We start from the raw sequence: 26,678 nt of genomic DNA, 5'->3' as shown, positions 1-26,678 counted from the left end.
CCCCCGGATCAGCCGATTGCCGTGAAGATGTCGATGGTGCCCGACTTCAGGGTCACGATGGCGCGCTTGGTGTCCTTGCGCTTGCCGGTGCCGAAGCGGGTGCGACGGGCCTTGCCGACGCGGTTGAGCGTGTTGACGGACGCGACCTTGACGCCGAAGATCTTCTCGATGGCGAGCTTGATCTCGGTCTTCGAAGCACGCGGGTCGACGAGGAAGGTGTACTTGCCCTCATCGATCAGGCCGTAGCTCTTCTCGGACACGACCGGCTTCAGGATGACGTCGCGCGGGTCCTTGTTCAGGGCCGTCTGGAGAACAGATGCCTGCTCGCTCATGCGGAGACCTCCTGGTTGGCGCCGGACTTGGAGGCGATGAAGCCTTCGAGCGCGGCCTGGGTGAAGACGATGTCGTCGGAGACGAGCACGTCGTAGGCGTTGAGCTGGTCGAACGACAGCAGGTGCACGTGACCGAGGTTGCGCAGGCTCTTGAGCGCGAGCTCGTCGCCGCGCTCGATGACGACCAGCACGTTCTTGGACGTGGCGACCTGGCCGAGGAAGCCCGCGGCTGCCTTGGTCGAGGGCGAGCCCTCGGAGCCGAAGCTGTCGATCGCGTGCAGGCGGTCGCCGCGGAAGCGGTCGCTGAGCGCACCCAGGAGGGCGGCGGCGATCATCTTCTTGGGCGTGCGCTGCGAGTAGTCGCGCGGCTTGGGGCCGTGCACGATGCCACCACCGGTCATGTGCGGCGCGCGGATGGAACCCTGACGGGCGTTACCCGTGCCCTTCTGCTTGAAGGGCTTGCGGCCGGCACCGGAGACCTCACCGCGACGCTTGGTCGAGTGGGTTCCCTGGCGAGCCGCCGCGAGCTGCGCGACGACGACCTGGTGGATCAGCGGAATGTTCGTCTTGACGTCGAACAGCGCGGCGGGAAGCTCGATCGAGCCTGCCTTCTTGCCGTCTGCCTTGAGGACGTCGAGCGCGAGAGTCGAGTCAGCCATGATCAGGCACCCTTCACTGCGTTGCGGACGTAGACGATGCGGCCACGAGCACCGGGGACGGCGCCCTTGACGAGCATCAGACCCTTCTCGATGTCGATGGCGTGCACCGTGAGGTTGAGGACGGTCACGCGCTCGCCACCCATACGGCCGGCCATGCGCATGCCCTTGAAGACGCGGCTCGGGGTCGACGATGCGCCGATGGAGCCGGGCTTGCGGTGGTTGCGGTGCGAACCGTGCGATGCCGAGACGCCCTTGAAGTTGTGACGCTTCATGACACCGGCGAAGCCCTTGCCCTTGCTCGTGCCGACGACGTCGACGAGCTGGCCGGCCTCGAACGTGCCGTCGACCGTGAGCTCCTGACCGAGTGAGTAGTCAGCAGCATCCGCGGTGCGGATCTCGGTGACGTGGCGGCGCGGCGTGACGCCGGCGGCCTCGAAGTGAGCCGTGAGGGGCTTGTTCACCTTGCGGGGGTCGATCTGGCCGTACGCGATCTGCACGGCGTTGTAGCCGTCCTTCTCGGGGGTACGAACCTGGGTGACCACGTTCGGTGCGAGCTCGATGACGGTGACGGGGACGAGCTTGCCGCTCTCGTTCCACACCTGGGTCATGCCGAGCTTCGTGCCGAGCATGCCCTTGGAAATCTTTGCGTTGATGTCAGCCATGTCGAACCTCAGAGCTTGATCTCGATGTTGACATCGGCCGGGAGGTCGAGACGCATCAGCGAGTCGACGGCCTTGGGCGTCGGGTCGACGATGTCGATCAGACGCTTGTGGGTGCGCATCTCGAAGTGCTCGCGGCTGTCCTTGTACTTGTGGGGCGACCGGATGACGCACACGACGTTCTTCTCGGTCGGAAGCGGCACGGGGCCGACGACGGTCGCGCCCGCACGGGTCACGGTGTCGACGATCTTGCGTGCCGACGAGTCGATGACCTCGTGGTCATACGACTTCAGGCGAATGCGGATTTTCTGTCCCGCCATTGTCTGCTCACTCTCTTTAAGCGTCTTACCGGCCTGAACCCGGTGGCTCAGGGGCATTGGACGCACGTCGGCGCTGTTCACGCCTCGGCACTCGAACGACTCCGGGGAATCGCTCTGCGCACCACTGTTCTGCTGTCATCCCGACCTCCGCCGCGCACGGCGAAGACCTCGAAAGGAAGGTGTCGGGGTTGTGTGTTCTGCTACCCGCGGCCTAGAACCCTGCGCCTCTCAGAGGAGGCACCGTCTATGCACTGCCCTGGCAGTGATTCGGCGCACGCTGAGCGCACCGAAATGTCGAACCTGTCTATTCTGCCACGGGGTATTTCACTTGTGCAAACCCGGGCGTGTCGCGCCGCCGCCGAAGCCTCAGCCGCGAGGTGAGAACGGGGCGAGGCATCCCCATGCCTCGCCCCGTTCGGGGAGGGCGTTCAGTGCGAGGGGGCACACCGAACGCGAGGAATCCGGCGTGAAGGGACGCCGAGATCCTCGATCGAGGGCACGGCGATGACGCCGCCGTGCAGGCGGGGTGACGAAGGCGCGCAGCGAGTGCGCACGTCGCAAGATGATCCCCAAGATCGCATTCCCCAGTTGAACGCGGACGAGCCGCGTGCTTCAGGAGTCCGGACCCCTCCGGGCTCCCCGACCGCCCTATCCCCAGTGCGGTCGGCTCCAGTCTACGCATCCGCGGGTCTCCACGCGAGCATCCGCCGGAATATCGCAGCGCACGACGGAGGGCGGTGACCTCCTCCCGGAGATCACCGCCCTCGGAGCGATCGACTACTGGTTGCCGACCTGCTTGTCGGCCGCGTCGCGGATCTCGTCGATCTTCTCGGACGCACCCGGAGCGATCTTCTTGGCGAAGTCGGCGACGCCGTCGAGGACCTTGTCGCTGATGTCCTCGGCCTGTTCGCTCTTCACGGCCTCGGCGATCTTGTCCTTGTTCTGCTCGACGAAGTCCTTGCCCTTGTTGACGGCGTCCTCGATACCCATGTGCGTCCCCTACTGGTCATGTGCTCCGGATCGGTTCCGGGCACCCTCATTCTGCATGCACGGACGCGCCGGCGGAAGAGCGTCGACGCGCGGCGACGAACAGTCCTCCCGACACCATCATCAGCAGGGCGACCGCGAGCAGCCCCCAGGCCATCTCGGCACCGGTCGTGGCGAGCGGATCCGCGGCGGCGACATCGACCGTCGCCTCGTCGGTCAGCACGGCATCCTCTGTCTGCTCGCTGGGCGAGGTGACCGTGACGACGTTGGTGACCGACGGGTACGCGGCTTCGCCGACGTTCACGCGCAGCGCGAGGGTGATCTCCTCGTCGACCGCGAGGCCGTCCTCGAGCGTCCAGGTCACGACCTGGCCGTCGACCTGCACTCCCTCATCGGGAGATCCGGCGAACGAGAGCCCGGCGGGCAGCACGTCCGTCACGGTGATCGGCCCCGGGTCGGCAGTGGGACCGTCGTTGCGCACGACGATCTCGTACGACCCGGCCTTGCCGACCTGGAACTCCCCGACCGCGGTCTTGCTCACGACCAGCGCGGCCATCGGCGGCACCGTGACGACGTCCGACGCGCGGTTGTCGTCGGGGGTGCGGTCGGGGTGCTCCTCCGTGATCTCGGCGGCGGAGACATCCGCCACGTTCACGACCTCGGAGTAGGCCGCGACGAGCACGCGGGTGCTCACGCCCAGGACGGATGCCGTCTCGCCCGGGGCGAGGGTCAGCGCGTAGCGCGCGACCACACGGGTCCCGGCCGTCGCGTCCTCCGCATCGACCAGTTCGATGCTCTCGATCGACCAGTCGGTTCCGACCTCGTCGCCGACGGTCGTCGTGACCTCGAGCCCGGCGGGCACGACGTCGGTCACGACGACATCCGTCGCCTCGGACGGACCGGCGTTGCGGACCTCGAGAGCGAACGCGAGCTCGTCGCCGATGCGCACGGCGGCTGCGTCGTGGGTCTTCGTGATCGAGAGATCCACCTCGCGAGCGATCGTGAGGTCGGCGGAGTCACCGTCGTTCTCGGGGTTCGAGTCCGGGGTGCCCGACGACACGGATGCCGTATTGGTGAGCACCGTATCGTGCGCGACCGACGGGTCGACAGCGGCCTCGAACTCGATCGAGGGCGCAGCGGCGCCGTTCACGAGGCCCGCGTCCGCCGGCAGCATCGTGAAGGTCACGGTCTGCGGATCGGCGTCGTCGGCCTGCGCGGACCACGCCTCGACGGCGGCACCGGTCAGACCGGTGAAACGGATGCCGGAGGGCAGCGCGTCCGTGACCGTGATCGGCCCGACCGCATCGCTCGGTCCGGCGTTCTCGACCTCGATCCGGTAGCGCACGCTCTCCCCCGCGACCGCGGAGGTGATCTCGGCGCCCTCGGCGTCGACCGCCGTCTTGACGAGGCCGAGGTCGGCATCCGTGGTGACGTCGATGGCGGCGTCGTCGCTGTCGGAGTGCGGCGAGGTGCTGCGGCTGTCGGTCCACGACAGGTTCGCCGTGTTCGTCAGCGCGGTGCCGGTGGGCACGTTCGACTCGATGAGGGCGACGACCGTGATCGTGCTCTCCCCCAGCGGGTGACCGCGACGGATGCAGCTCTGGGCGTCCTCGTCGCACGTCCAGCCCTCTCCCGCGATCGAGACGGGGGCGAGGCCGGCCGGCAGCACGTCGGTGAGGAAGGCGTCCGCGACGGACGGCCCCTCGTTGTCGACCGTGATGGTGTACTCGACCTCGGTGCCGGCGATCCACGGACCGTCGGCGACGTCCTTCTGCACCGTCATCTCCGCGAGGGTGACGATGTCGATCTCGGCCTCGCCGTGGTTGTTCGCGGGGTCGAAGTCGTCGGGGCCCGTCACGTCGGCCTCGTTCACCAGGGTCTGCGGGCGAACGTCTGCGGCCACGTCGGCGGTGACGACGATCTCGATGGTCGATCCGACCTCGAGGGTCTGCTCCTCGGTCAGCGCCGTCCACGAGATCGCGCGGCCGTTCTCCGACACCGTGGGGGTGGCGGCGTCTGCCTCGGCTCCCGCGATCGAGATGGTCGACGAGCTGTACGTGAGACCTGCCGGGAGCTGATCGCTGATCGTGATCGGCGCGCTCGAGAAGCTCGGCCCCTGGTTCGTCACCGTCAGCAGGAATCGCGTCTGCGTGCCCGCGGTCACCTCCGGGGTCTCCCCCTCGGCGACGGCGACGCCCTCGGCATCCATCGCCTGCTTGATGATCGCGAGATCCGCGACGCGGTCGGAGTCCGTCGTGTCGCCGTCGCGCGGCTCGTTGGTGGCGTTGGTCGCCGATGCGGTCGCCCAGTTCTCGACGACCGAACCGGGCGCGAGCGCGGCGTCGATGTCGTAGGTCACGACGAACGCGCGGGTGTTGTCGCCCGCGGCCGCCGGCACGGTGCCGTCGACGGTGAACGTGTCGTGGGTGCCGGGGCCCGCGACGCGGGTCCAGGTGCCCGTCACGTCCTCGACGGATGCGAAGGCGAGCATGCTCGGCACCTCGTCCTCGACGCTGACGTCGCGGGCATCAGCCGGTCCGTTGTTCGTCACGACGACGCGGTAGCTCACCGTCTCACCGGCGACGACGACGGGCAGCGGCCCGCCGAACTGCGCGGCGTCCTTCCAGACTCCCTGGTCGTTGACGACGCGCGTCTTGGTGATGGCGAGGGTCGTCGCATCCCCCGGAGAGACGGTGACATCGTCGGAGTTGTTGGTGGTGGTCGGATCGGTGGTCGCCCCCGGGGTGACGGTCGCCTCGTTGACGATATCGCCGTCGTCGGGCGTCCACGATGCGAGCACGGTACCGGTCAGCGAGAGATCCTGCGCGGGACCGACCGCGAGCTGGGTGCCCGTGAACGTCCAGGTGATCGTGTCACCGGCGGTGGCGGGCCAGCCGTCGGATGCCGAGGCGGTCCACGCCGTCAGCCCCGCTGACGGGTCGGCCACGCCGGTGATCCCCTCCGGGATCGTGTCGGTCACGGTGATCCTGTCGCCCGCCGTCGACGCCGACACCGAGGGGCCGTTGTTGCGCACCGCGATGCTCCACGTGATCGAGCGTCCGGCGGTCACCTCGGCGGTGTTCACCGTCTTCTCGATAGCGAGATCGGCAGCGCTCGAGATGGGCTTCGTGGCCGTGGCCGCGTTGTCCTTCGCGATGTCGGCCGGCAGCTCGTACGTGCGGCCGGTGACGTCGGCGGTGTTCGTCGCAGTACCCGTGGCGGGTGCCTGGATATTCACGTCGGCGACCAGCTCGATGCGATCCGTGCCGTCGGACCTCAGAGTCGTCGTGTTCGCCCCGACGACGAACGGCGACTCGGGCGTACCCAGCCCGGTGAGGCTGAGCGCCGACCCGACGGTGTCTGCGTCACCGCTGTAGTACCGCGCGGTGAACGAGCCCATGGTGACACCGGCCGGAAGGTCGGCCACGTCGGTCACGCGGAACGGCCCGTTCGCGGCATCCGGCCGCTGGTTCGTGATGGTGATGAGCCACTGCGGCTGCGTGTAGGCGGCGCGACCGTCGGCCGCCGGACGCGCGGTGTCGCCCGCGGTCCATGCACCGTTCGCGTCCCCGCCGCGGGCCGTCTTGACGATCTTCAGGTCGGCGCGCGCGATCTGCGCGTCGGCCTGGGCGTTCGCGCCGACGTAGACGCCGTTGCCATTGCGGGTGGTCACTCCGCTGGTATCCGTGGCCGAACCCGTGAGCGTGTTGACGTGCTTGACCGTGAGGCCGGAACCGGCGGTCTTCACGGCATCAGCCAGAGGCTTCGCCGAGAAGGAGACCAGGACGGTCCGCTGGTCGACGGGTGCAGCACTTCCGGGCAGCAGGGCTGAGCCGGTCGCCGATCCGATGGTCCAGGTGAGAACCTGATGGTCACCCTCCTTCGTGATGACGAGCTCATCCCGACCGGTGACGGGCTTCCCGTCGATGCTCACGCGCGGAGCGACGGCCGCGTCGTATTCCCAGTTCATCGGCAGCGTGTCGATCAATGTCACCGTCTGCGCGGCGCCGGCGCCGGTGTTGCGCGCCTGCAGAGTCCAGCCGAAGGACTCGCCGACGAAGGCCTGCGTCCCGTTGCTCGCGCGCTTCTCGAGCTGGATGCTCGGGAACAGCGGCGTGATGGTCGCGTCACTGGTCGAGGCGGCGATGGTCGTCGCGACACCGGGTACGCGCCCGGTTCCCGGCACGTACTTCCACCCGCCGGCGGAAGCCGACGAGTACTCCACCACTCGGGCCGTGTTCTTGTAGCCCTTGGCCGTGAGGCCGTCCGCCGCCACGAAGGTCCCCACGTAGACGAGCTCGCGACTGTTGGCGCCGCTGTTGCTGACCGGTCCTTCGATGGTCCAGCGGATCGTGCCGCCGCGGCCGGCCTCGATGCCTTCGCGGTCGACGAAGGAGAAGGAGGGGCCGGACAGTGCTGCCTGAGTGGTGTCAACGCGCACGCCGGAAGGAACGACGTCTTCGATGATCGTGCCGTAGGCCGCCGACGCTCCGCTGTTCGTCGCGGTCACCCGGTACGTGAACGACTGGTCGGGATTGCCGTTCGCCGTGGTGGCGTAAGTGTTCGCGCCCGTTCGGGTCACCTGCTTGGCGACGGTCACCCGCGGGTTGAGGATGGTCACGCTCGCCGTGGCCGTCGGCGTGCGACGGTCGCCCTCGGCGGTCGACCCGTCGACCTTGCTCCACGCGAAGGTCGCCGAGTTGACCAACGACGCTGTCTTCGCGTCCGTGGTCAGCTTCGCCTTGTACGTCACCGTGATGGTGCGCTGAGCGCCCTGGGCCAGAACGTCGTTCGGGGCGATCACCCATGTCAGGGTGTCGGCGCTCGTGAGCTGCGGACCGCTGACGGTCGGGGTGCTCGCGCCACTCTGTCCCGCCCACACCTCGGTGTGCGCGGCGTCGGGGAGGAAGGCCACGCCGACGGGCAGCGTGTCGGTGAGCGTCACGTCGTAGAAGTTGGTGTTCGCCGGGAGCGTCGTGGTCACGGTGTAGGTGACCTCGTCACCGATCACGGCAGAGGTCGGGCTGACCGTCTTCTTGATCGACGCCTCCGGCATCTTGACGGTGGCCTTCGCGGTGGCCGTGTAGGTTCCGCGACGGTCGGTGGTGTCGGCGTCCGACCCGACCTCGGTGGGCAGCGAGTAGCCCGTGAGTTCGGCGTGGTTGGTGAACTCCGATCCTCCGCCGGCGGCGGCCTGAACCTTGGCGGTGTAGGTCAGGGTCGGCGCGTCGCCGGTGCCGAAGATCTCGGGGATGGTCCAGCGGATGAGCTTTCCTGCGCCCTCTCCCGCGTCGATCGCGCCATCCGTCGTCATCGCACAGGTGTCGACGACCTCGGCCTCGCCCACCGACGCCTTCAGCGTCGCCGCATCGGGAGTGATCTCGGCCGGAACGCAGTCCAGGACCACGGCTTCGTACAACGCCGGCGCTCCGGCGGCATTCGACGCGGTGAGGGTGTAGACGACCTCGCCGTCGGCACCGACCTCGGTCCTGTTCGACGTCTTGGTGAGCGCCGGAGACGGAGCGATGAACGAGACGTTCGCGTTCGCGGTCACCGGGCGCTCGGTCGTCGGCGACGCGGCGTTCGGGTCGAAGAAGCTCAGCGTGGCTGTGTTCGTGAGCGTCGCGGGAGCCGTGATCCTCGGTGCGCCGCTGTTGACCGGGTTGGCGTCGTGCGCCTTCACCCAGACCGTGATCTGCACGCGGAAGGTCTCGTCAGCTTGCGAGCCGTTCGTGTAGGAGCTCGGGAACGTGAGCACGCCGTACGTGCCGGCCGCCGTGTCGCGATCCGCCGTGCGGAACGTGTCGACCGCATCCTCGGGCACGATCGGTTCGTCGTCGGGGCCGAAGAACTTCGCCTCGACGAAGTCGTACTTCACGCCGGCACCACCGCTGCTCAGCGTTCCGCCGTCGGAGAGCACCGCGCCGCGGATGGTCGTGCGCGCCGGGATCGTGGTCGAGTACTCGAACGTCACGTACTCGCCCTGGACGATCTGTCCGTCACCGTTGCGCGGCCCGTCGCCGAGATCGGTCGAACCGGCCGGAGTGCCGGTGACCGGGCCCACCTCGGTCGACAGCCGCACCTTCTTCACGGCCACGTCGGGCAGGTGCACCTCGGCGGTGTCGACGGTGTCGATGTCGGATGCGGCGACCTCGCCGTCCTGCGGCGTGCGGTTCGTGAGCTGCTGACCACCGGCATCCGCCTGCGGTACGACGGTCGTCGTCTTCGTCGCGGAGTTCTCGATGCCGTAGCTCACGATGCCGGCCGTGTTCACGTAACTCTGCGTGAGCTGCGCGGGTGCGCCTCCGTCGACGACGCCGGCGGGAACCGTGAGGGTGTAGCCGAGCGACAGCCCGCGCACGACCTCGGGCGCGGCATTCGCACCGGGGGTGGCGGCGGTGGTGCCGGGCACCGATGCGCCGACCGTCCAGACGATCACCGAGCGGCCCACGAAGGCCGGGGTGAGGGCGATGCCGTTCGGCAGCTGTCCGCTGTCGTAGGCGACGGCCTCCACGTCATCCGTCGCCGTGTAGGGCGAGGCGGGTGCGGTGGCAGCACCGTCGTAGAGCGAGGCGGTGAAGTTCGCGACATCCGCCTTCTTCACTCCGGCGGGCAGCACGTCCCACACGACGTAGTCGGTGGTCGCGTTCTGCGGTGCCTTCACATCGATGCGGTAGTCGACGGTGTCGCCCTGCACCACCTGGCGCGCGTTCGCACGGCCCGCGAAGGGGGTATCGGTGCTCGCGCCCTTGACCGCGCTGACGGTCTTCGTCAGCGTCGAACCCCAGTCGAGGTCGATACCGGCATCGTCGCGGCGGAACGCGACCTCGCCCTTGACGTTGATCTGCTGGTACTTCGCCAGGTTCTTCGGGCTGTCGACCTCTTCGCGCGAGGCGGACTGCGCCTGCACCTCGCCGCGGACATAAAGGGTCACCTTGCTGCCCGCGGGCATGAAGCGATGGTCGCTCCCCGCGCGGTTCCTGGAGCCGAACTCCCAGGTGAGCGAATCCGCCGTCGTCGCCGGTTCGGGGATGAACGCGGTCGGGAAATCTCCGGCGTCGCGGGCGACCGGCGCGGTCGTCGGCGCGAGGCCGGGGAAGTCCGAGTATCCGTAGAGGACTTCGCGGAGCTCGACGCCCTCCGGGAGGTAGTCGGTCAGCTCGGCGTTGCGCGTGTCGATGCCCGTGGCGAACTCCACCTGGAGGCGGTATCACACGGTGTCACCGGGCGAGAAGGCCTGCGTGGCATCCTTCACCCACGACGCCCCGTTCGGGGTGAACGCGGCGCCGCGCTCGAGGACCTCCTTCGTGAGACGCGTCTCCCACGATCCGATGGTGGCCGACGAGTCGTCCGACACGTAACGGGTGCCGCCGACCTTCGCGAGCAGTGCGGGGTCGGCGGAGATCGCCGCGATCGGCTCGGTCTGCGCGGTCACGGTCACCGTGTTCACGAAGCTGTCGCCCGAGCTCGTTCCGCCGCCTGCGCCCGTGTAGTTCGGGCGCTGCATGGCCGAGTACTGCGCCGTGCGGGTTCCGCCCGCCGCGAGGTCGTCCATCGCGAAGACCACCGTGTAGGAGCCGTTCGCCGAGTTGTAGTCCATCGACACCACGGTGAGGTCGGGCGACAGCACCGCGCCGCCGACCGCGGCCGGGTAGCTGCACGCCTCGCCGACGATCATGCCGTTCCACTGCTGCTGCGTGATCGTGCCGCCGTCGATCGACAGCTTCACGTCGCCTTGCTGCGCAGGGAGCGCCGGGCACAGCCCGTTGGGGATGACATCGGTGAGGAGGATGCTGCTCGCATCGACGTACTCGCTGACGTCGACCTGCACCGAGTAGACGGCGACCGTACCGGTCGTGAAGCTGTCGCCGGTGTCGACGCTCTTCAGCACGCGCACGTCGACAGCTTCGATGGTCTCGTCGTCGCGGTCGGAACTCGCGCGCAGCGACTCGTCGTTCGCGAACACCGGCCCCTGATAGATGCCGGTGGTCGAAGCGACGTTGCGCATCGTCTGAGCCGTCGTCGGCGCCTCCGTGTCGCCGTGGCGCGTCGAGGCGCCCGTGTTGTTGTCGAGGTTCGCCGCCTGCGCTCCGCCGGCCGGCGTCGGGGCCGCGCCCTCCGGCCACATCGTGTTGGCGAAGAGCGGGACGACGGCCCGGTACTGCAGCGTGCGCTGCTCCCCGGCTTCGAGATCACCGATCGCCCAAGTGACCTTCGTGTACACGCCTGCACCCGAGAGGCCGAGCGCGAGCGCCTGCGCCTCGGTCAGCGAGACGGTCTCGACCGTCTCGCTGACGATCGCTCCACCCGCCAGGCGGGGAGCGGTCGGGTATTCCGCCCCGGGGACGGAGTTGTCGGCGTCCGTACCGGATCCCAGGTACTCCAGGCCGGCCGGCAGGTAGTCGGTGACCGTCACGCCGAGCGTCGCCGCGCGCTTCGTGTTCTCCACCTTGACGGTGTACACGGTGGGTTCGTTGTGAGCGCCGCGGAGGCGCTCCATCTCGGCGCTCGGCTCATCCTTGATGATGCGCAGTGCCTTCACCGGCACCTCGTCCGAGGCGACGAGGGACGCGGCGGTGTGGTCTCCCGTGCGCGCCACGCTGGTCGTGCCGTCGAACGTCGGGATCTTCGCGGGATCGTCGCTCGTGAACGCACGGATCGAGAAGGCGACTTTGCCCCCGACGGGGTAGGTCGCCTCATCCGGGGTGATGGAGATGGTCGAACGGACCGTTCCGCCCTGCGGGAGATCGTCGACGTTCGACCAGACCCAGACCTGCTGACCCTCGGGAACCGCACAGGCGAATGGCGTGGCGGACCCCGCGGGAGCCGCGACCAGACCCAGCGTCGTGCAGTCGGCGTTGCCGGTCTGCGCGGTGCGCGTGCGGTTGGGGAGCACCTCACCGGCGCCGTAGACCTTCGCTGCGGGCAGACCCTCCACGCGGGCGAGCGAGACGGATGCCGGGGCGATCGCCAGGAAGCTCAGGTTGAACTGCTTGCCGCCGTCGGTGTTCGAGGCGGCGACGGTGAACTCGACGTCCTCTCCCGCGAGGACGAAGTCCTTGCCGGCCGGAGCGACGTTCGTCACCGTCACCGACGGCACGAATGTGTTGGCCGATGCCATCTGAGCCGAAATACCGGCGACGAACGCCCCGGCGATCACGGAGACGATGGCGGTGATCGCCGTCAGCTTCCGGGCGTGCTGCTGCTTCTGCGGACGCGCGTTCGAACGCATGGTGATACTCCCCTTTATCCCGCGCGCCACTCCCCGGCGCGCAGGCTCTCCCCGATACAGGCAGGCGCACGCAGATCAGCGGCTCAGGGAAGCTTCGGGTTTCCCTGGCCGCTGCAGCGCCGGCTCGACCTAGGGCTCGAACACATGCCTGCTTTGCCATGCTTTCGCATAGCGGTATTCACCATATCCAACACTTCGTGTTTTATTCAACTGGATAGGTGAACGAGTTTGGGATACCGGATTCTCGGGTGTCCGGGCAACACACAAAAGGGGCCGGACCCGAAGGTCCGACCCCTTGTGCAGGAAGCAGATGCTTACTTGATGATCTTCGTGACCGTACCAGCGCCGACGGTACGTCCACCCTCACGGATGGCGAAGCCGAGGCCCTCTTCCATGGCGATCGGCTGGATCAGCTCGACCGTCACGTCGGTGGTGTCGCCGGGCATGACCATCTCGGTGCCCTCCGGCAGCGTGATGACGCCGGTGACGTCGGTGGTGCGGAAGTAGAACTGCGGGCGGTAGTTCGTGTAGAACGGGTTGTGACGGCCACCCTCGTCCTTCGACAGGATGTACGCGGTGCCCGCGAAGTCGGTGTGCGGCGTGACCGAACCCGGCTTCACGATGACCTGGCCGCGCTCGACGTCCTCACGCTTCGTACCACGGAGGAGGAGACCGCAGTTCTCGCCGGCCCATGCCTCGTCGAGCTGCTTGTGGAACATCTCGATACCCGTGACCGTGGTCTTGACGGTCGGACGCAGTCCGACGATCTCGACCTCGGAGTTGATGGCCAGGGTGCCACGCTCGGCGCGACCCGTGACGACGGTTCCACGACCGGTGATCGTGAAGACGTCCTCGACGGGCATCAGGAACGGCTTGTCCTTGTCGCGCACCGGGTCGGGCACGTTCTCGTCGACGGCCTCCATGAGGTCGAGGATCGACTGAACCCACTTCTCGTCGCCCTCGAGGGCCTTGAGAGCGGAGACGCGGACGACAGGAGCGTCCTCGGCGAAGCCCTGCGAGGCGAGCAGCTCGGAGACCTCGAGCTCGACGAGCTCCAGGATCTCCTCGTCGTCGACCATGTCGGACTTGTTCAGCGCGACGAGCAGGTACGGAACGCCGACCTGCTTGGCGAGCAGAACGTGCTCACGCGTCTGAGCCATCGGGCCGTCGGTGGCGGCGACCACGAGGATCGCGCCGTCCATCTGAGCCGCACCGGTGATCATGTTCTTGACGTAGTCGGCGTGGCCGGGGGCGTCAACGTGCGCGTAGTGGCGCTTCGGGGTCTCGTACTCGATGTGCGAGATGTTGATGGTGATACCACGCTGGCGCTCTTCCGGCGCCGAGTCGATGGAAGCGAAGTCGCGCTGCACGTTGGTGTCAGACGGGAACTTGTCAGCAAGCACCTTCGAGATCGCTGCGGAGAGCGTGGTCTTGCCGTGGTCAACGTGACCGATGGTTCCGATGTTGACGTGCGGCTTGGTCCGCTCGAACTTGGCCTTAGCCACTGGGTCCTCCTCAGGACGTCGTGTAGAGGGTGCCGGGCACTGGATTGCGACCGGTTCTCTACGGGTGTGAATCTCAGTTTAGTAGAGAGGGAATGTGAAGTTGTAGGGGACCTGGGAGCCGGGCCGGAACCCGGCTCCCAGAAGTTGTTACTCGCCCGCGGTCTTCTGGACGATCTCGTCGGCCACGTTGCGGGGAACCTCAGCGTAGCTGTGGAACTCCATCGAGTAGACCGCGCGACCCGAGGTCTTCGAGCGCAGGTCGCCGATGTAACCGAACATCTCGGACAGCGGCACTTGGGCACGGACGACCTTGACGCCGGCGGCGTCCTCCATCGACTGGATCTGGCCACGACGCGAGTTCAGGTCACCGATGACGTCGCCCATGTACTCCTCGGGAGTACGGACCTCGACGGCCATCAGCGGCTCGAGGAGAGCCGGGCTGGCGCGGCGAGCCGCTTCCTTGAAGCCCATGGAGCCGGCGATCTTGAACGCCATCTCCGAGGAGTCGACGTCGTGCGCGGCACCATCGACGATGGTCGCCTTGACGCCGACCATCGGGTAGCCCGCGAGGACTCCGACGTTCATGGCGTCCTGGAAACCGGCGTCGATCGAGCCGATGTACTCGCGCGGGATGCGTCCACCGGTGACGGCGTTGACGAACTCGTAGGTGTTCTCGGAGTCCAGGTCCATCGGCTCGATGGTGAACTGGATCTTCGCGAACTGACCCGAACCACCGGTCTGCTTCTTGTGCGTGTAGTCGTGCTTCTCGACGGCCTTGCGGATCGTCTCGCGGTACGCGACCTGGGGCTTTCCGACGTTGGCCTCGACGTTGAACTCGCGCTTCATGCGATCGACGAGGATGTCGAGGTGCAGCTCGCCCATTCCCTTGATGGTCGTCTGACCGGTCTCGGGGTTGAGCTCGGTGCGGAAGGTCGGGTCCTCTTCAGCGAGCTTCTGGATGGCGACACCCAGCTTCTCCTGGTCGGCCTTGGTCTTCGGCTCGATGGCGACCTCGATCACGGGCTCCGGGAACGTCATCGACTCGAGGACGACCGGGGAGGCCGGGTCGGTCAGGGTGTCACCGGTGGTGGTGTCCTTCAGACCGATGACGGCGTAGATGTTGCCCGCGGTGACCGAGGGGACCGGGATCTCCTTGTTGGCGTGCATCTGGAAGATCTTTCCGATGCGCTCCTTCTTGCCCTTGGTCGAGTTGATGACCGCGGAGCCCGACTCGAGCGAACCCGAGTAGACGCGCACGTAGGTCAGACGACCGAAGAACGGGTGCACCGCGACCTTGAACGCCAGCGCGGCGAACGGGTCGTTGGCGTCGGGGTGACGCTCGATGATCTTCTCGGGGTCCTTGGGGTCGTGCGCCTCGATCGAGCCCACGTCGAGCGGGTTCGGGAGGAAGTCGACGACCGCGTCCAGCATCGGCTGCACGCCGCGGTTCTTGAACGCCGAGCCGCAGAGCACCGGGTAGATCTCCGAGGCGACCGTCATCTTGCGGATGGCGCCCTTGATCTCGGCGACCGTGAGCTCCTCGCCACCGAAGAACTTCTCGAGGAGTGCGTCGTCGCTCTCGGCGACGGTCTCGAGCAGCTGCTGGCGGTAGGAGTCGGCCTTCTCCTTGAGGTCGGCCGGGATCTCCTGGATCTCGTAGGAGGCGCCCATGGTCACATCACCCTTGGCGTCACCCGCCCACACCAGTGCGCGCATCTCGATGAGGTCGACGACACCGATGAAGTCGCTCTCCGCGCCGATGGGCAGCTGGATGACCAGCGGCTTGGCGCCGAGGCGGTTGATGATCGTGTCGACCGTGAAGTAGAAGTCGGCGCCGAGCTTGTCCATCTTGTTGACGAAGCAGATGCGCGGGACGTTGTACTTGTCGGCCTGACGCCACACGGTCTCGGACTGGGGCTCGACGCCCTCCTTGCCGTCGAAGACGGCGACGGCACCGTCGAGGACGCGGAGCGAGCGCTCCACCTCGACCGTGAAGTCCACGTGACCGGGGGTGTCGATGATGTTGATCTGGTTCTTGTTCCAGTAGCAGGTCACGGCGGCAGACGTGATCGTGATGCCGCGCTCCTTCTCCTGTTCCATCCAGTCGGTGGTCGAAGCACCGTCGTGGGTCTCGCCCAGCTTGTGGTTGACACCCGTGTAGAACAGGATGCGCTCAGTCGTGGTGGTCTTGCCAGCATCGATGTGCGCCATGATGCCGATGTTGCGGACCTTGCTCAGGTCGGTGAGCACGTCTTGTGCCACGGGAGTGTCCTTATCTTTTCTGGCAGTCGTACTGCGAAGAGGGGGTGCCCGCCCCCGACGGATGGCCGGGGGCGGGCGGAGCTGTTTACCAGCGGTAGTGAGCGAACGCGCGGTTCGACTCGGCCATCTTGTGGGTGTCTTCGCGGCGCTTGACCGCGGCACCCAGGCCGTTCGAGGCGTCGAGGATCTCGTTCTGGAGACGCTCGGTCATCGTCTTCTCACGACGACCCTTGGCGTAGCTGACGAGCCAGCGCAGCGCGAGGGTGTTCGCGCGGTGCGGCTTGACCTCGACCGGCACCTGGTAGGTCGAGCCACCGACGCGGCGGCTGCGGACCTCGAGGGTGGGGCGGACGTTGTCGAGCGCCTTCTTGAGCGTGGCGACGGCATCCTGACCGTTCTTCGCCTCGACGCCGCGGAGGGCGCCGTAGACGATCGACTCGGCCAGCGACTTCTTGCCGTCGACGAGGATCTTGTTCACCAGCGAGGTGACGATCGGAGCGCCGTAGACCGGGTCGTTGACGACGGGGCGCTTGGGGGCGGGACCCTTACGAGGCATCTAACTCAACCCTTCTTCGCGCCGTAGCGGGAACGAGCCTGCTTACGGTTCTTGACGGCCTGGGTGTCCAGGGCGCCACGGACGATCTTGTAACGCACACCGGGGAGGTCCTTGACACGACCGCCACGGACGAGCACCAGCGAGTGCTCCTGGAGGTTGTGGCCCTCACCGGGGATGTACGCGGTGACCTCGGTGCCGTTGCGGAGCTTCACACGGGCGACCTTGCGCATCGCCGAGTTCGGCTTCTTCGGGGTGGTGGTGTAGACGCGGGTGCAGACCCCGGCCTGCTGCGGGTTCGACTTGAGCGCCGGTGCCTTGGTCTTGGTGACCTTGGGCGAGCGACCCTTGCGAACCAACTGCTGAATGGTTGGCACGTTCTCTCCTCATAATGCTGCACGGTGACAGCGTGATGGGTTTCACATCATGACCCACCGGCACGTCCGAACGGACGCGCTTTTGGTGTGGTGGGTATGCCGTGGGGGCGGACCGGCCATGGGGCCGGCGCCCAGCGCGCACGTCGAGACGTGCACACACCTGACCAAGTGTAATGGCGCGTAACCTGCCGGTCAAATGACCGCGGGCTCCCCGCGCGGATGCCGTCGCTAGCTCGGGTCGGCGTCGAAGGGCGAGTCGAGCGACTGGGTCAGCTCGGCGAGGAGCGCCTCGATCTGCGGCTCGATGTGCTGCGCGATCGCGGCCTGGATCGGCAGACGGTGCCGCAGCAGCAGACCGCAGATCTCACGGCCGACCATGTTGGCGTACTCATCGGCCAGACCGACCTCCTGGCGCAGCGCCACCTTCGCCTCCTCGGTCAACGGCGGCAGGGGCGGCAGCGTCTCGGCCGCGTCGTCGGCGAGGCCGGCGATCGTGAAGAGGAACGGCGCGCCCGGAACCGGATCGGGATCGAGCGGCAACCCGTCGAACTCGGGGTCGAGGTCTTCGGCCGGGCGGTAGCTGCGCGCGCGGTTGCGGGCGGCCTGCTGATCGAGTTCGCGCTGCAGCATCGGCAGGTTGCGGGCGGTGTAGTCGGCGACCGCGTGATCGACGATCGTCTTCAACCGCGTCGAGAGCCCGTGCTGCACGCCGTGCGGCACGTTCGCTCCGATCCCCGCGGCGGAGAGCAGCGGGGAGCCGAGGCACCGGCGGCACGGCGCGATCCGACCGCGATGGGTCGCCGGCTCCCAGCGCGGCACCCAGCGCAACCAGGCCTCGACGGCCTGGTCGACCTGCGTCTCCAACGAGCGCTCCACCCCACCAGGGTACGCGCGAGCGGGCGCTCCGCGGCGACACGCCGGGAGAGCGGCGCGTCACCGCCGCTCATCACTCCGCGTCTTCGTCGCGTTCCCAGGGCCAGCGCGGATGCCGTGCGCGGGTGCGCCGCAGGGCGATGCCGGCCCAGGCGCCGATCGCGGCGGCCAGGAGCAGCACGGCACTCGCTCCCCCGCGCACCAGGTCGCCGGCGACCGCCGTCGCGAGCAGCGCGCTCCCGGCGACGCTCGCCACGGCGATCCAGACCGCGGCCAGATGCACGAGCGCCGTCGCCACCGCGATCACGAGCGCCGAGAAGAACGACGGCCCGGGGCGACGGACGACCGACCAGAGCAGGAGGGCGAAGGCGAGCACGGCCGCGGCCATGCCGCCGATGCCCGGCCACTGCCCCAGCCCCGGCGTCGCGATGATGTCGCTGTCGGTGAGGACGCTCACTGCACCGAGCCCGAAGATCGCCAGCGCGAAGAAGCCGATGGTGGCGAAGACCACCGCCAGGACAGGCGAAACCCCCGCGGACTCGGGTCCACGGGGGTTCGGCATCGGCGTGTGCGCCATTACCTCGACAGCGTCGGGCCGGCCTCGAGGGTGCGCTCGTACTCGCGCTGCGCCTCGAGGTTCAGCTCGGTCTTGCGGGCACCGCTGCGGGCGACCCAGGCGCCGAACCAGATGGTGAGTTCGCGGGCGAACACGAACGCGACGATCGCGAGCGGGGCGAGGAGCTGACCGCCGATGAGGTCGGCGCCCTCGGAAGCGGTGAGCGTCCAGAACTGCGCCTGGAAGAGCTGTCCGAGAAGGTGACCGCCGTATGCGATCGCGCCGACGATGATGCCGAAGACGACCCAGAGGCCCCAGCGACCGCGGTTGATGATCGCGCCGAGCAGCCAGAAACCGAGGAAGAAGACCGCGACCGGCACCCAGTATCCCGCGGTCTGCAGCGGTGCGAGAGCGGCCTGCCCGATGTTGCTGCCGTCGACGTCGCCCGCGAGCGCGCCCAGCCCGAGCGTGGCGCCCAAGTAGAGCACGGCGAAGGCGAGCGTGGCGAGGAGTCCGATCGCGCCGGCCGTTCCACGGTTGCCGCGGTCGCGCGGCGGCTCGGGAGCCTGGACGAAGATCGGCTGCGGCTGCGAGGGAGCGGCTGCGGCGAACGCCGGCTCCGAGGGGACGATGGTGGTCTCGGCGTCGGCACGCGAGGAGTAAGCGGTGTCGGCGACCGTCGGCGTCTCGTCGACGTACGCGGTGGGCGCGGCGATCACCTCGGTGGCCTCGGCGCCGTAAACGGGCTCGCGGCGCTCGACCGGAGCCGAGAACGTGCCCGGGTGATCGCGCTCCGCGGCCTCGAAGGCCGCGAGATCGGGGTCGACGGCCGGAGCGGCGGTCGCGGCATCCGTCGTCACGGGCTCGGACACGGCGGCACCGGAAGCGGCGTCGCTGTGGATGGCGGCGTCACCGTGGGCGGCGTCGTCACGGATCGCGGCGTTGTCGCCGGCGGGCACGTCGGCACCGGCCGCGGCGGCGGCGTCGAGACCCTCGTTCGCGCTGTCGAGGACGTCGTTGACGTCCTTCGGCCGCTCGGGCTGGGGAACCTCGGGGTCACTCATGGGGTGCGCCTCTCATCGGAAGTGTGCAGTGCGAGGGTACCGCCGCCCGCGGACGCGCTCCGGGAGGCGTGCCGACGTGTCGGCATTCACCCTCCGGGGCGTTCGGGAAGCGACGGTCCCGCTCAGGGGAAAATCGATCGCAACGTGTCGCCGGCGAACGCGGCGAGCACGGGCATCATCGGCAGGGAGAGCCAGATCAACCCGGCGACGACACCGGCGCAGACCACTCCCGCGAACCAGCTCATCGCCAGGTTGCGTCCACCGACTCGTGCCATGCCTTCACGCTACGACCGAAGTATCGGTTGCGAGCGGAGCAACGCCGAGACGCCCGCGTGTCGCCGGGCCACGGGCGCGAGGGGCGCGGGTTGCGCACTCTCGGTACACTCCCTGTATGGCTGACAGTTCCTTTGACATCGTCTCGAAAGTGGATCACCAGGAGGCCGAGAACGCCCTGAACCAGGCCCGCAAGGAGATCGAGCAGCGCTACGACTTCAAGGGCACGGGCGCGTCGATCGCCTGGAGCGGCGAGCAGATCCTCATCATCGCCGGCACCGAGGAGCGCGCGAAGGCCGTGCTCGACGTGTTCCAGTCCAAGCTCATCAAGCGCGGCATCTCGCTGAAGAGCCTCGACTCCGGCGACCCGTTTGCCAGCGGCAAGGAGTTCCGCATCGTCTCGACGCTCAAGGACGGCATCTCCTCGGAGAACGCGAAGAAGATCAACAAGATCATCCGCGACGAGGGCCCCAAGGGCGTCAAGAGCCAGATCCAGGGCGACGAGCTGCGCGTGCAGTCGAAGAGTCGCGACGACCTCCAGTCGGTGATCGCCCTCCTCAAGGGCTCCGACCTCGACGTCGACCTGCAGTTCATCAACTACCGGTGACCGCGTCGTCACCCGTTCGTGAAGCCCCGCCCCGGCGGGGCTTCACGCGTTTCCGGAGGCCGCTTCCCCGAGGTCGTACACCCACTCGTTGATCTCGAGCGACGCTCCGCGGAACTCCTCGACGAGCGATCCGACCTGGGCGAATCCCGCGCGACGGCACACGGCGTTCGATGCGGCGTTGTCGACGCCAGGGAAGGCCGTGAGCATCCGCCGCGCCCCCGCCTCGGCCCGCGCCTGGGCGACGACCAGCGCGACCGCACGTGCGGCGATCCCGCGACCCTGCGCCTCGGGCAGCACGAACCACCCCGTCTCCCACGCGTCGGCGTCGCGCCAGCGAACCGGCCAGAAGCCGATCGACCCGACCGGAAGCCCACCCTCGAGGATCACCGACATGTGCGCCTCGCCCGAGGCGTTCAGGCGCAGGTAGCGCGCGTGGCGCTCCTCGACCTGGGCATCGGTCTCGGAGCCGTTCAGGTGCGACGTCATCGCGGGCGCATTGGCCCGGTGCAGGAGCGGCAGGTCGCCGGAACCCCAGGGGCGCAGAGTGAGCTCGTCCATCCCCGGAGCTTTCCACGGACCACGGACACGCACCAGAGCGACGCATCACCGCGGCATCAGCGCAGGCCAGCCGCAAGAACTCCGCAAGAACGATAGGCACGGCAGCCCCACAGGTGCATGATGTAGTTTCCTGCGGGAGCGTATGGGGCGCTCGCGTAGCACAGCAGAACCGAAGACAGCAGGAAGCACGACAGCAGGCGCACCGCGCGACCGGGAGGCGCGACGCCGGCGGTGGTGAACCGACGAACTTACTGGGGGTAAGTCGATGAGCAGCATCGAAACCACACACATCGGCGAAGGAAAACAGCTCCTCGCAGACGAGGTGTTCCACCACATCGGCCAGCAGATCATCGACGGGGTGATGGAGCCGGGCCACCGCATCCGCGACGTCACCGTCGCCGACGAGCTCCACGTCTCACGCACGCCCGTTCGCGAGGCCCTGCAGCGCCTCGAGCGTCTGGGACTGGTCACGATGTATCCGAGCCGCTACACCGAGGTCACCCTCGTCACGCCCGAGATCGTGCTCGGCACGCTCGAGTTCGCCGGCTACCAGGCGGGCGTCTCGGCGCGCATGGGCGTGCCCAAACTGACCGAGGTCGAGCGCGCCTACCTGGCGGGACTCGTCGAGCGGCTGCACACCACGCTCGATGATGCCGCGAAGACGTCCGAGGGCCGGTGGGCGGTCTTCTCGTACCTCACGCACCGCGCGGGCAACCCCCAGCACAGCGCCCTCGTCAACGACTCGAGCATCGCGCTGTTCCGCAACCTCCGCAACTGGGTGGTGCCCGTCGAAGACCGCGCGCACATGACGCAGGTCTACGCCGACTTCCGCGATGCGGTGGAACGGGGAGACGGCGACGACGCCGAGCGTCTCGCCCGCGCCATGTACTACGTCTGACGCCAGCGGGGCGGACCGTCGCCCGCGTCACCCGGCGGCTCGCCACCCTCTCACCCAGCGGTCGAGCCGCCGATACGCGTCCTCGCGCGCGTCGTGCGCCGAGAGGAACACGTCGTGCAGCGCACCGTCGATCCGCTCGACGGTGACCGACGGCCCGAGGCGCAGCGCGGCGCGGGCGATGTCCTCGACGACGAGCACGGTATCCGCCCGCGTGAGCTCGTCGGACCACCGCGTCGGCGACGCGAACCGCGCCGACAGCAGCACGCACACCGGTGCCGTGATCGACAACCCCGCCGCGACCGTGCGGTGGCCGCTGAGGATCGCGTGCAACCAGCCGGCGTGCACCGCCATGGTCTGCTGCGGGCGCCAGCGGAGGTCGACCTCCATCGGGTCGTCGGGATCGGCCACCGCCTCCTGCGCCCGACTGTAAAAGCCGAGATCGATCTGCGGTGCGGCATCGAGCGGGCGCAGCCGCGCCTGCAGCTCGACCATCGGCGCGATCGCCGCTCGCGCCGCCGCGAACTGGAACTCCAACCACGGACTGTTGAGGATCACGGCATCCGCCATCCCCGGATGCCGTGACGCCCAGAGGCTCAGCGTCAGCCCGCCCGTCGAGTGTCCGAGCAGCACGAGGCGACGAGGCGACGCCTCGGCATCCGCTCCCCGGCCCATCGCGTCGAGCGCCGCGGCGATGTCCTCGTCGTAGGTCGCGAGATCGGTCACGTACCCGGGCGTCTGCCCGTCGCGCAGGCTGCGCCCGTACTTGCGCAGATCCAGCGCGAAGAACCGCGCGCCGCGCGAGGTCCAGAACCGTGCGAGGCGCTTCTGGAAGAAGTAGTCCGACCAGCCGTGCACGTAGAGCACGTCGACATCGTGCAGGAGCGGCATCCGTCCCCGCACGCGCTCCCACCACCCGACGGATGCCGGCAGCGCGCGCACCAGGGTCGCGACGACCGGGCCCTGGTCGTCGTCGGCGAGCGGCAGCGTCAGCTGCTCGAACTCGTCGCCGAGGACGTCGGGGATCCAGTGCACGGAGCCGGTGTCAGCCATGCGGCCAGGCTATCCGAGGGCGACTCACTCCCCGCGGGAGACGCGCACCATCTCGTCACGCGGCACGACCTTGACGCGCGCCCGCTCGTGCGGAGCACCCAGGGCGATCTCGTGCTCGTCGAGGCGGTGCCAGCCGTCGAGATCGGTCCACTTCACGTCGCGCTCCTCGAGCAGCGCCGGGATGGCCTCCTCCGAGGGGTCCTCCGGGTGCCACCACGAGCCCTGGTCGTTGATGATGTGACGCACGGTCTCCATCGCGTCGGACTTGGTGTGGCCGATGAGCCCGACCGGTCCGCGCTTGATCCAGCCGGTCGCGTAGATGCCGGGAACCTTCTCGTTCGAGTCCTTCGCGAGCACCTGCCCCTCGCGGTTCGGGATCACGCCGTGCTTCTTGTCGAAGGGCACGCCGGGCAGCGGCGAGCCGAAGTAGCCGATCGCGCGGTACAGCGCCTGGATCGGCAGCTCGCGCATCTCGCCGGTGCCGATCGCGCCGCCCTGCCCGTCGGGCTGGGTGCGCTCGTAGACGAGCGCCGCGACGCGGCCGCTGTCGTCGGTGCGCACCTCGACCGGGCGCGCCCAGAAGTGCAGGTGCAGGCGACGGGATGCCGTTCCGCCGGCGTTGTTGACCGAGTCGAGCTTGCGCCACGACTGCAGGATGCGGTCGATGACCATGACCTGCTTGTTGCTCGCGACGGCATCCTTGGCGGCGTCGTCGTAGTCGAAGTCCTCGTCGTAGACCACCATGTCGACGTCGCGCAGCTCGCCGAGTTCGCGCAGCTCGAGCGGGGTGAACTTCACCTGCGCCGGGCCCCGGCGTCCGAAGACGTGCACGTCGGTGACCGCGCTGGACTTCATGCCCTCGTAGACGTTCTCGGGCACCTCGGTGACGAGCAGGTCCTCGGCGTGCTTGGCGAGCATGCGCGACACGTCGAGCGCGACGTTGCCGTTGCCGAGCACGGCGACGGATGCCGCGTCGAGCGGCCACTCGCGCGGCACGTCGGGGTGCCCGTCGAACCAGCTGACGTAGTCGGCCGCACCGTAGGAGGCGACCGCGTCGATGCCGGGGATGTCGAGAGAGGTGTCGCGGATCGCGCCGGTCGCGAAGATCACGGCGTTGTAGTGCTTCTTGAGGTCGTCGAGGGTGATGTCCTCGCCGAAGCGCACGTTGCCGAACAGGCGGATGTCCCCGCGGTCGAGCACATCGCGCAGCGCGTTGATGATGCCCTTGATGCGGGGGTGATCGGGGGCGACGCCGTAGCGGACCAGTCCATAGGGCGCCGGCAGCTGCTCGAACAGGTCGATCGAGACGTCGAACTTGCGCTCGGCCTTCAGCAGCAGGTCGGCCGCGTAGATCCCGGCGGGTCCTGCACCGACGATGGCCAGTCTGAGCTTGGTCATGGAGGTCCTTTCGTATGCCGTCGCGTGAGCCGCACAGCCGCGCCCGTCCGGACGCGGCGCCGGTCAGCTGGAGCGTTCGGCGAGGGTCTCGGCGAAGCGCGTCAGCGCCTCGCGCACGGTGCCCCGGGGCAGCGGTGCGAGCGCGGAGATCGCGTCGCGCGTCCACGTCAGGGCGAGATCGAGGGTCTTCTGCGTCGCCGCGTGGTCGCGCAGCTCGGCGAGCGGTCCGTCGAGGATCGCGGGGTCCTCACCGTCGGCGATGCGCACGACTCCCGCGTCGATGCGGGCGGCGAGGTCGGCGGCATCCGCGTCGTCCTGCGCCTTCAGCAGCAGGTACGGCATGGTGGGCACGCCCGCGCGCAGGTCGGTGCCGGGGACCTTGCCGGTGTCCTCCGGCTTGGCCGACAGGTCGATGACGTCGTCGAGCAGCTGGAACGCCACGCCGATCTTCTCGCCGTAGACCCGCAGCGGCTCCTCGTACTCGCTCGGCGCGTTCGAGAAGATCACCCCGCCCTGCGTCGCGGCGGCGATCAGCGAGCCGGTCTTGTCGGCGAGCACCTGGATGTAGAAGTCGATGGGGTCGTCGTCGGGCTGCGCGCCGAGCGTCTCGTGCATCTGCCCCAGGACGAGGCGCTCGAACGTGTCTGCCTGCAGGCGGATCGCCCGCTCGCCGAGACGCGACATGAGCTGGCTGGCCCGCGAGAAGAGGATGTCACCGGTGAGGATGGCGATGTTGTTGCCCCACACGGCGTGTGCGGCGGGAACCCCGCGGCGGCGGTCGGCTCCGTCCATGACGTCGTCGTGGTAGAGCGAGCCGAGGTGCGTGATCTCGAGCGCCTTGGCGACGTCGATCACCTTCTCGGTGTTGCCGTCGCCGAGCTGGGCGGCGAGGAGCGTCAGCACCGGACGGATGCGCTTGCCCCCGGCCTCGTACAGGTACCGGCTCGCGGCGTCGGCGAGGGGATCGGCGACGCGCACGTCTTCGGCCAATCCGGTCTCGACGAGCTCGAGCCCGTCTTCGATCGCGCGCGCGACGCGCCGCGCAGCAGGACCGATGAAGACACGGTCGCTGAAACCCAGACGGCTCGCCAGTCGCGATCCCGGGGCTACGGGGCTCGAAGTCACGTTGTCAGCCTACCGTCGTCTCAGGCGGGCTTTCGCGCCCGGTGCAGGGCGACGATCCCGAAGGTGAGGTTGCGGTACGCGACGTCGATCCAGCCGGCCTCGCGGATCCACTCGGCCAGGCGCTTCTGGTCGGGCCAGGCCGCGATCGACTCGTTGAGGTAGTCGTAGGCTTCGCCGTTGGTGCCGGCGACGCGGGCGACGCGCGGCAGCACCTGCGCGTTGTAGAAGCGGTAGGCGCCGCGGAAGAGCGGAGCGGGGGGCGTGGAGAACTCGTTGATCACGAGACGCCCGCCCGGCTGGGTGACGCGGAACAGCTCGCGCAGCGCCTTCTTCGGGTCGTTGACGTTGCGCAGCGCGTACGACATGGTGACGGCGTCGAACTCGTCGTCGCCGAACGGCAGCGCGGTGGCATCGGCCTGCACGAAGGAGAGGTTGCGCATCGATCCGTGGCGGCGCTCGCCCTCGGCGAGCATGCCCGGCGAGAAGTCGGCGGCGACCACCCGGGCGCCGCTGCGGGCGAGGGATGCCGACGACGACGCCGTGCCCGCCCCCAGATCGAGGATGCGCTCCCCCGGCTTCGGCGCGACGGCGCGCGTCGTCGCCGCTCGCCACAGCACGTCGTTGCCGAAGGTCATGGCGGTGTTCGTGCGGTCGTACCCGGCCGCCACCTGGTCGAACATGCCGCTGACGCGCGCGGGGTCCTTGCCGAGATCGGCGCGGTTGGGCTCGCTGCGGGGGTCGTTCGAGGTCACCGGATCAGTCTAGGCGTCGGGTCTGTGCGCATTCTGCGGGTTGACAGGTTCGAACCCGTGCAGGTCGAACGACTCGAGCAGGTCGAGCCATCGATCCGCCGTCGCATCGTCGAAGGGCGCGACCCGGGCACGCACCCGCTCCTCGAGGTCGAGCGCCAGCGCCTCCAGCCGCGCCATGATCTCGGGCGGATACCCGTAGCGCGCGCTGTGCTCTGCCCACTCGTCGCGGTCGTCGACCCAGGTGCCGCGCTCGCCCTCGACGCGCACGACGTCGAGATCCATGTCGATGCCGGTCGCGAGCAGCGGATCGTCGCTCCAGTGCACGTCCCAACCGAGATCGACGTAGATGCGCATGCCCTTCGAATGCCCCCGGTTCACCGTCAGGGCGAAGTCGCCCTGGTGGGGGATCAGGGTCACGTTCGGGCCGCCGGCGAGGTAGTCCCGCCCCGGACGACTGCTGCGCCATCCGGCGGGCTGCCCCACCCAGTCACCCCAGGCATCCGCCCCGAGGTACACGCTCTCGTGGCGCCAGTGCGGAGACCCGTCCCACTTTCGCCACTGCACGATCATCGGGGTTCCCACGGCGGGACGGGCATCGCTCATGCGCTCAGCCTAGAACGCAGAGATTAGGCTGGAGC

Annotated in this window: 23 protein-coding genes; 2 read left to right on the top strand and 21 right to left on the bottom strand. The window is 68.5% G+C overall.

The annotated features are described in order from the left end of the window. Positions 1–8: 8 nt before the first annotated feature. The 15 genes from rplW to WFJ97_RS15940 form a co-directional block, all read right to left on the bottom strand. A complete protein-coding gene (gene rplW / locus WFJ97_RS16010; RefSeq protein WP_247625179.1) occupies positions 9–332 on the bottom strand; it encodes a 50S ribosomal protein L23 in 324 nt (107 codons plus the stop codon). Next, complete coding sequence (gene rplD, locus WFJ97_RS16005; protein WP_247625180.1) at positions 329–991, bottom strand: 50S ribosomal protein L4; 663 nt, start codon at positions 989–991, stop codon at positions 329–331. Before rplD ends, rplW begins: the two co-directional genes overlap by 4 nt. A gap of 2 nt (positions 992–993) precedes the next feature. Next, on the bottom strand, positions 994–1,653 hold the full coding sequence (gene rplC, locus WFJ97_RS16000; RefSeq protein WP_247625181.1) for a 50S ribosomal protein L3: 660 nt from the start codon (positions 1,651–1,653) through the stop codon (positions 994–996). 8 nt (positions 1,654–1,661) lie between these two features. Beyond that, a complete protein-coding gene (gene rpsJ, locus WFJ97_RS15995; protein ID WP_030147986.1) occupies positions 1,662–1,970 on the bottom strand; it encodes a 30S ribosomal protein S10 in 309 nt (102 codons plus the stop codon). A 777-nt stretch (positions 1,971–2,747) separates the two neighbouring features. Continuing rightward, a complete protein-coding gene (locus WFJ97_RS15990) occupies positions 2,748–2,960 on the bottom strand; it encodes a hypothetical protein (RefSeq protein WP_247625182.1) in 213 nt (70 codons plus the stop codon). 46 nt (positions 2,961–3,006) lie between these two features. Next, positions 3,007–10,155, bottom strand: coding sequence for an isopeptide-forming domain-containing fimbrial protein (locus WFJ97_RS15985; RefSeq protein ID WP_336642224.1), 7,149 nt, complete (start codon positions 10,153–10,155; stop codon positions 3,007–3,009). 12 nt (positions 10,156–10,167) lie between these two features. Further along, entirely contained in the window at positions 10,168–12,189 is a 2,022-nt protein-coding gene (locus tag WFJ97_RS15980; RefSeq protein ID WP_336642223.1) for a hypothetical protein, read from the bottom strand. A 314-nt stretch (positions 12,190–12,503) separates the two neighbouring features. Next, positions 12,504–13,694, bottom strand: a complete 1,191-nt coding sequence (gene tuf / locus WFJ97_RS15975; protein WP_042538710.1) for an elongation factor Tu — start codon at positions 13,692–13,694, stop codon at positions 12,504–12,506. A gap of 147 nt (positions 13,695–13,841) precedes the next feature. Next, positions 13,842–15,956, bottom strand: a complete 2,115-nt coding sequence (fusA, locus tag WFJ97_RS15970) for an elongation factor G (protein ID WP_282185368.1) — start codon at positions 15,954–15,956, stop codon at positions 13,842–13,844. An 85-nt stretch (positions 15,957–16,041) separates the two neighbouring features. Continuing rightward, positions 16,042–16,512: a 30S ribosomal protein S7 gene (gene rpsG, locus WFJ97_RS15965; protein WP_017201608.1), complete on the bottom strand. Its 471-nt coding sequence runs from the start codon at positions 16,510–16,512 to the stop codon at positions 16,042–16,044. A gap of 5 nt (positions 16,513–16,517) precedes the next feature. Beyond that, on the bottom strand, positions 16,518–16,886 hold the full coding sequence (rpsL, locus tag WFJ97_RS15960) for a 30S ribosomal protein S12 (RefSeq protein WP_017201609.1): 369 nt from the start codon (positions 16,884–16,886) through the stop codon (positions 16,518–16,520). A gap of 228 nt (positions 16,887–17,114) precedes the next feature. Further along, on the bottom strand, positions 17,115–17,762 hold the full coding sequence (locus WFJ97_RS15955; protein ID WP_247634094.1) for a spermidine/putrescine ABC transporter substrate-binding protein: 648 nt from the start codon (positions 17,760–17,762) through the stop codon (positions 17,115–17,117). Positions 17,763–17,832: 70 nt separating this feature from the next. Further along, entirely contained in the window at positions 17,833–18,270 is a 438-nt protein-coding gene (locus WFJ97_RS15950; RefSeq protein WP_336642222.1) for a hypothetical protein, read from the bottom strand. Positions 18,271–18,335: 65 nt separating this feature from the next. Beyond that, entirely contained in the window at positions 18,336–19,379 is a 1,044-nt protein-coding gene (locus WFJ97_RS15945) for an ABC transporter (RefSeq protein ID WP_336642221.1), read from the bottom strand. Between the two features lie 122 nt (positions 19,380–19,501). Continuing rightward, on the bottom strand, positions 19,502–19,654 hold the full coding sequence (locus tag WFJ97_RS15940) for a hypothetical protein (protein ID WP_247634091.1): 153 nt from the start codon (positions 19,652–19,654) through the stop codon (positions 19,502–19,504). Between the two features lie 116 nt (positions 19,655–19,770). Between WFJ97_RS15940 and WFJ97_RS15935 the strand changes: the two genes are divergently transcribed. Continuing rightward, a complete protein-coding gene (locus WFJ97_RS15935) occupies positions 19,771–20,259 on the top strand; it encodes a YajQ family cyclic di-GMP-binding protein (protein WP_247625188.1) in 489 nt (162 codons plus the stop codon). 42 nt (positions 20,260–20,301) lie between these two features. Here WFJ97_RS15935 and WFJ97_RS15930 read toward each other — a convergent pair whose 3' ends face one another. Further along, a complete protein-coding gene (locus WFJ97_RS15930) occupies positions 20,302–20,817 on the bottom strand; it encodes a GNAT family N-acetyltransferase (protein ID WP_336642220.1) in 516 nt (171 codons plus the stop codon). Between the two features lie 265 nt (positions 20,818–21,082). Between WFJ97_RS15930 and WFJ97_RS15925 the strand changes: the two genes are divergently transcribed. Next, entirely contained in the window at positions 21,083–21,715 is a 633-nt protein-coding gene (locus WFJ97_RS15925; RefSeq protein WP_247634089.1) for a GntR family transcriptional regulator, read from the top strand. 27 nt (positions 21,716–21,742) lie between these two features. On the opposite strand, the gene WFJ97_RS15920 is transcribed toward WFJ97_RS15925, so the two are convergent. From WFJ97_RS15920 to WFJ97_RS15900, 5 genes are all read right to left on the bottom strand, one after another. After that, a complete protein-coding gene (locus WFJ97_RS15920; protein ID WP_336642219.1) occupies positions 21,743–22,765 on the bottom strand; it encodes an alpha/beta hydrolase in 1,023 nt (340 codons plus the stop codon). Positions 22,766–22,789: 24 nt separating this feature from the next. After that, positions 22,790–24,163 (bottom strand): FAD-dependent oxidoreductase, encoded by a 1,374-nt coding sequence (locus WFJ97_RS15915; protein ID WP_247634087.1) that lies wholly within the window; start codon positions 24,161–24,163, stop codon positions 22,790–22,792. Positions 24,164–24,226: 63 nt separating this feature from the next. Then, positions 24,227–25,288 (bottom strand): polyprenyl synthetase family protein, encoded by a 1,062-nt coding sequence (locus tag WFJ97_RS15910; protein ID WP_336642218.1) that lies wholly within the window; start codon positions 25,286–25,288, stop codon positions 24,227–24,229. A gap of 20 nt (positions 25,289–25,308) precedes the next feature. Beyond that, positions 25,309–26,040 (bottom strand): class I SAM-dependent methyltransferase, encoded by a 732-nt coding sequence (locus WFJ97_RS15905; RefSeq protein ID WP_336642217.1) that lies wholly within the window; start codon positions 26,038–26,040, stop codon positions 25,309–25,311. Positions 26,041–26,049: 9 nt separating this feature from the next. Beyond that, positions 26,050–26,643: a hypothetical protein gene (locus WFJ97_RS15900; protein WP_336642216.1), complete on the bottom strand. Its 594-nt coding sequence runs from the start codon at positions 26,641–26,643 to the stop codon at positions 26,050–26,052. Positions 26,644–26,678: the final 35 nt, after the last annotated feature.

Origin of the sequence: Microbacterium sp. USHLN272, assembly GCF_037149655.1 — a bacterium.
Classification (GTDB): domain Bacteria; phylum Actinomycetota; class Actinomycetes; order Actinomycetales; family Microbacteriaceae; genus Microbacterium; species Microbacterium galbinum.
Note: the sequence above shows the minus strand (reverse complement) of the source record. Positions and strands in the feature narration are given on the sequence as shown.

Coding starts and splice junctions, on each gene's coding strand:
- rplW (WP_247625179.1), bottom strand. CDS start 332: ATGAGCGAGCAGGCATCTGTTCTCCAGACGGCCCTGAACAAGGACCCG.
- rplD (WP_247625180.1), bottom strand. CDS start 991: ATGGCTGACTCGACTCTCGCGCTCGACGTCCTCAAGGCAGACGGCAAG.
- rplC (WP_247625181.1), bottom strand. CDS start 1,653: ATGGCTGACATCAACGCAAAGATTTCCAAGGGCATGCTCGGCACGAAG.
- rpsJ (WP_030147986.1), bottom strand. CDS start 1,970: ATGGCGGGACAGAAAATCCGCATTCGCCTGAAGTCGTATGACCACGAG.
- WFJ97_RS15990 (WP_247625182.1), bottom strand. CDS start 2,960: ATGGGTATCGAGGACGCCGTCAACAAGGGCAAGGACTTCGTCGAGCAG.
- WFJ97_RS15980 (WP_336642223.1), bottom strand. CDS start 12,189: ATGCGTTCGAACGCGCGTCCGCAGAAGCAGCAGCACGCCCGGAAGCTG.
- rpsG (WP_017201608.1), bottom strand. CDS start 16,512: ATGCCTCGTAAGGGTCCCGCCCCCAAGCGCCCCGTCGTCAACGACCCG.
- WFJ97_RS15945 (WP_336642221.1), bottom strand. CDS start 19,379: ATGAGTGACCCCGAGGTTCCCCAGCCCGAGCGGCCGAAGGACGTCAAC.
- WFJ97_RS15940 (WP_247634091.1), bottom strand. CDS start 19,654: ATGGCACGAGTCGGTGGACGCAACCTGGCGATGAGCTGGTTCGCGGGA.
- WFJ97_RS15935 (WP_247625188.1), top strand. CDS start 19,771: ATGGCTGACAGTTCCTTTGACATCGTCTCGAAAGTGGATCACCAGGAG.
- WFJ97_RS15930 (WP_336642220.1), bottom strand. CDS start 20,817: ATGGACGAGCTCACTCTGCGCCCCTGGGGTTCCGGCGACCTGCCGCTC.
- WFJ97_RS15925 (WP_247634089.1), top strand. CDS start 21,083: ATGAGCAGCATCGAAACCACACACATCGGCGAAGGAAAACAGCTCCTC.
- WFJ97_RS15920 (WP_336642219.1), bottom strand. CDS start 22,765: ATGGCTGACACCGGCTCCGTGCACTGGATCCCCGACGTCCTCGGCGAC.
- WFJ97_RS15915 (WP_247634087.1), bottom strand. CDS start 24,163: ATGACCAAGCTCAGACTGGCCATCGTCGGTGCAGGACCCGCCGGGATC.
- WFJ97_RS15900 (WP_336642216.1), bottom strand. CDS start 26,643: ATGAGCGATGCCCGTCCCGCCGTGGGAACCCCGATGATCGTGCAGTGG.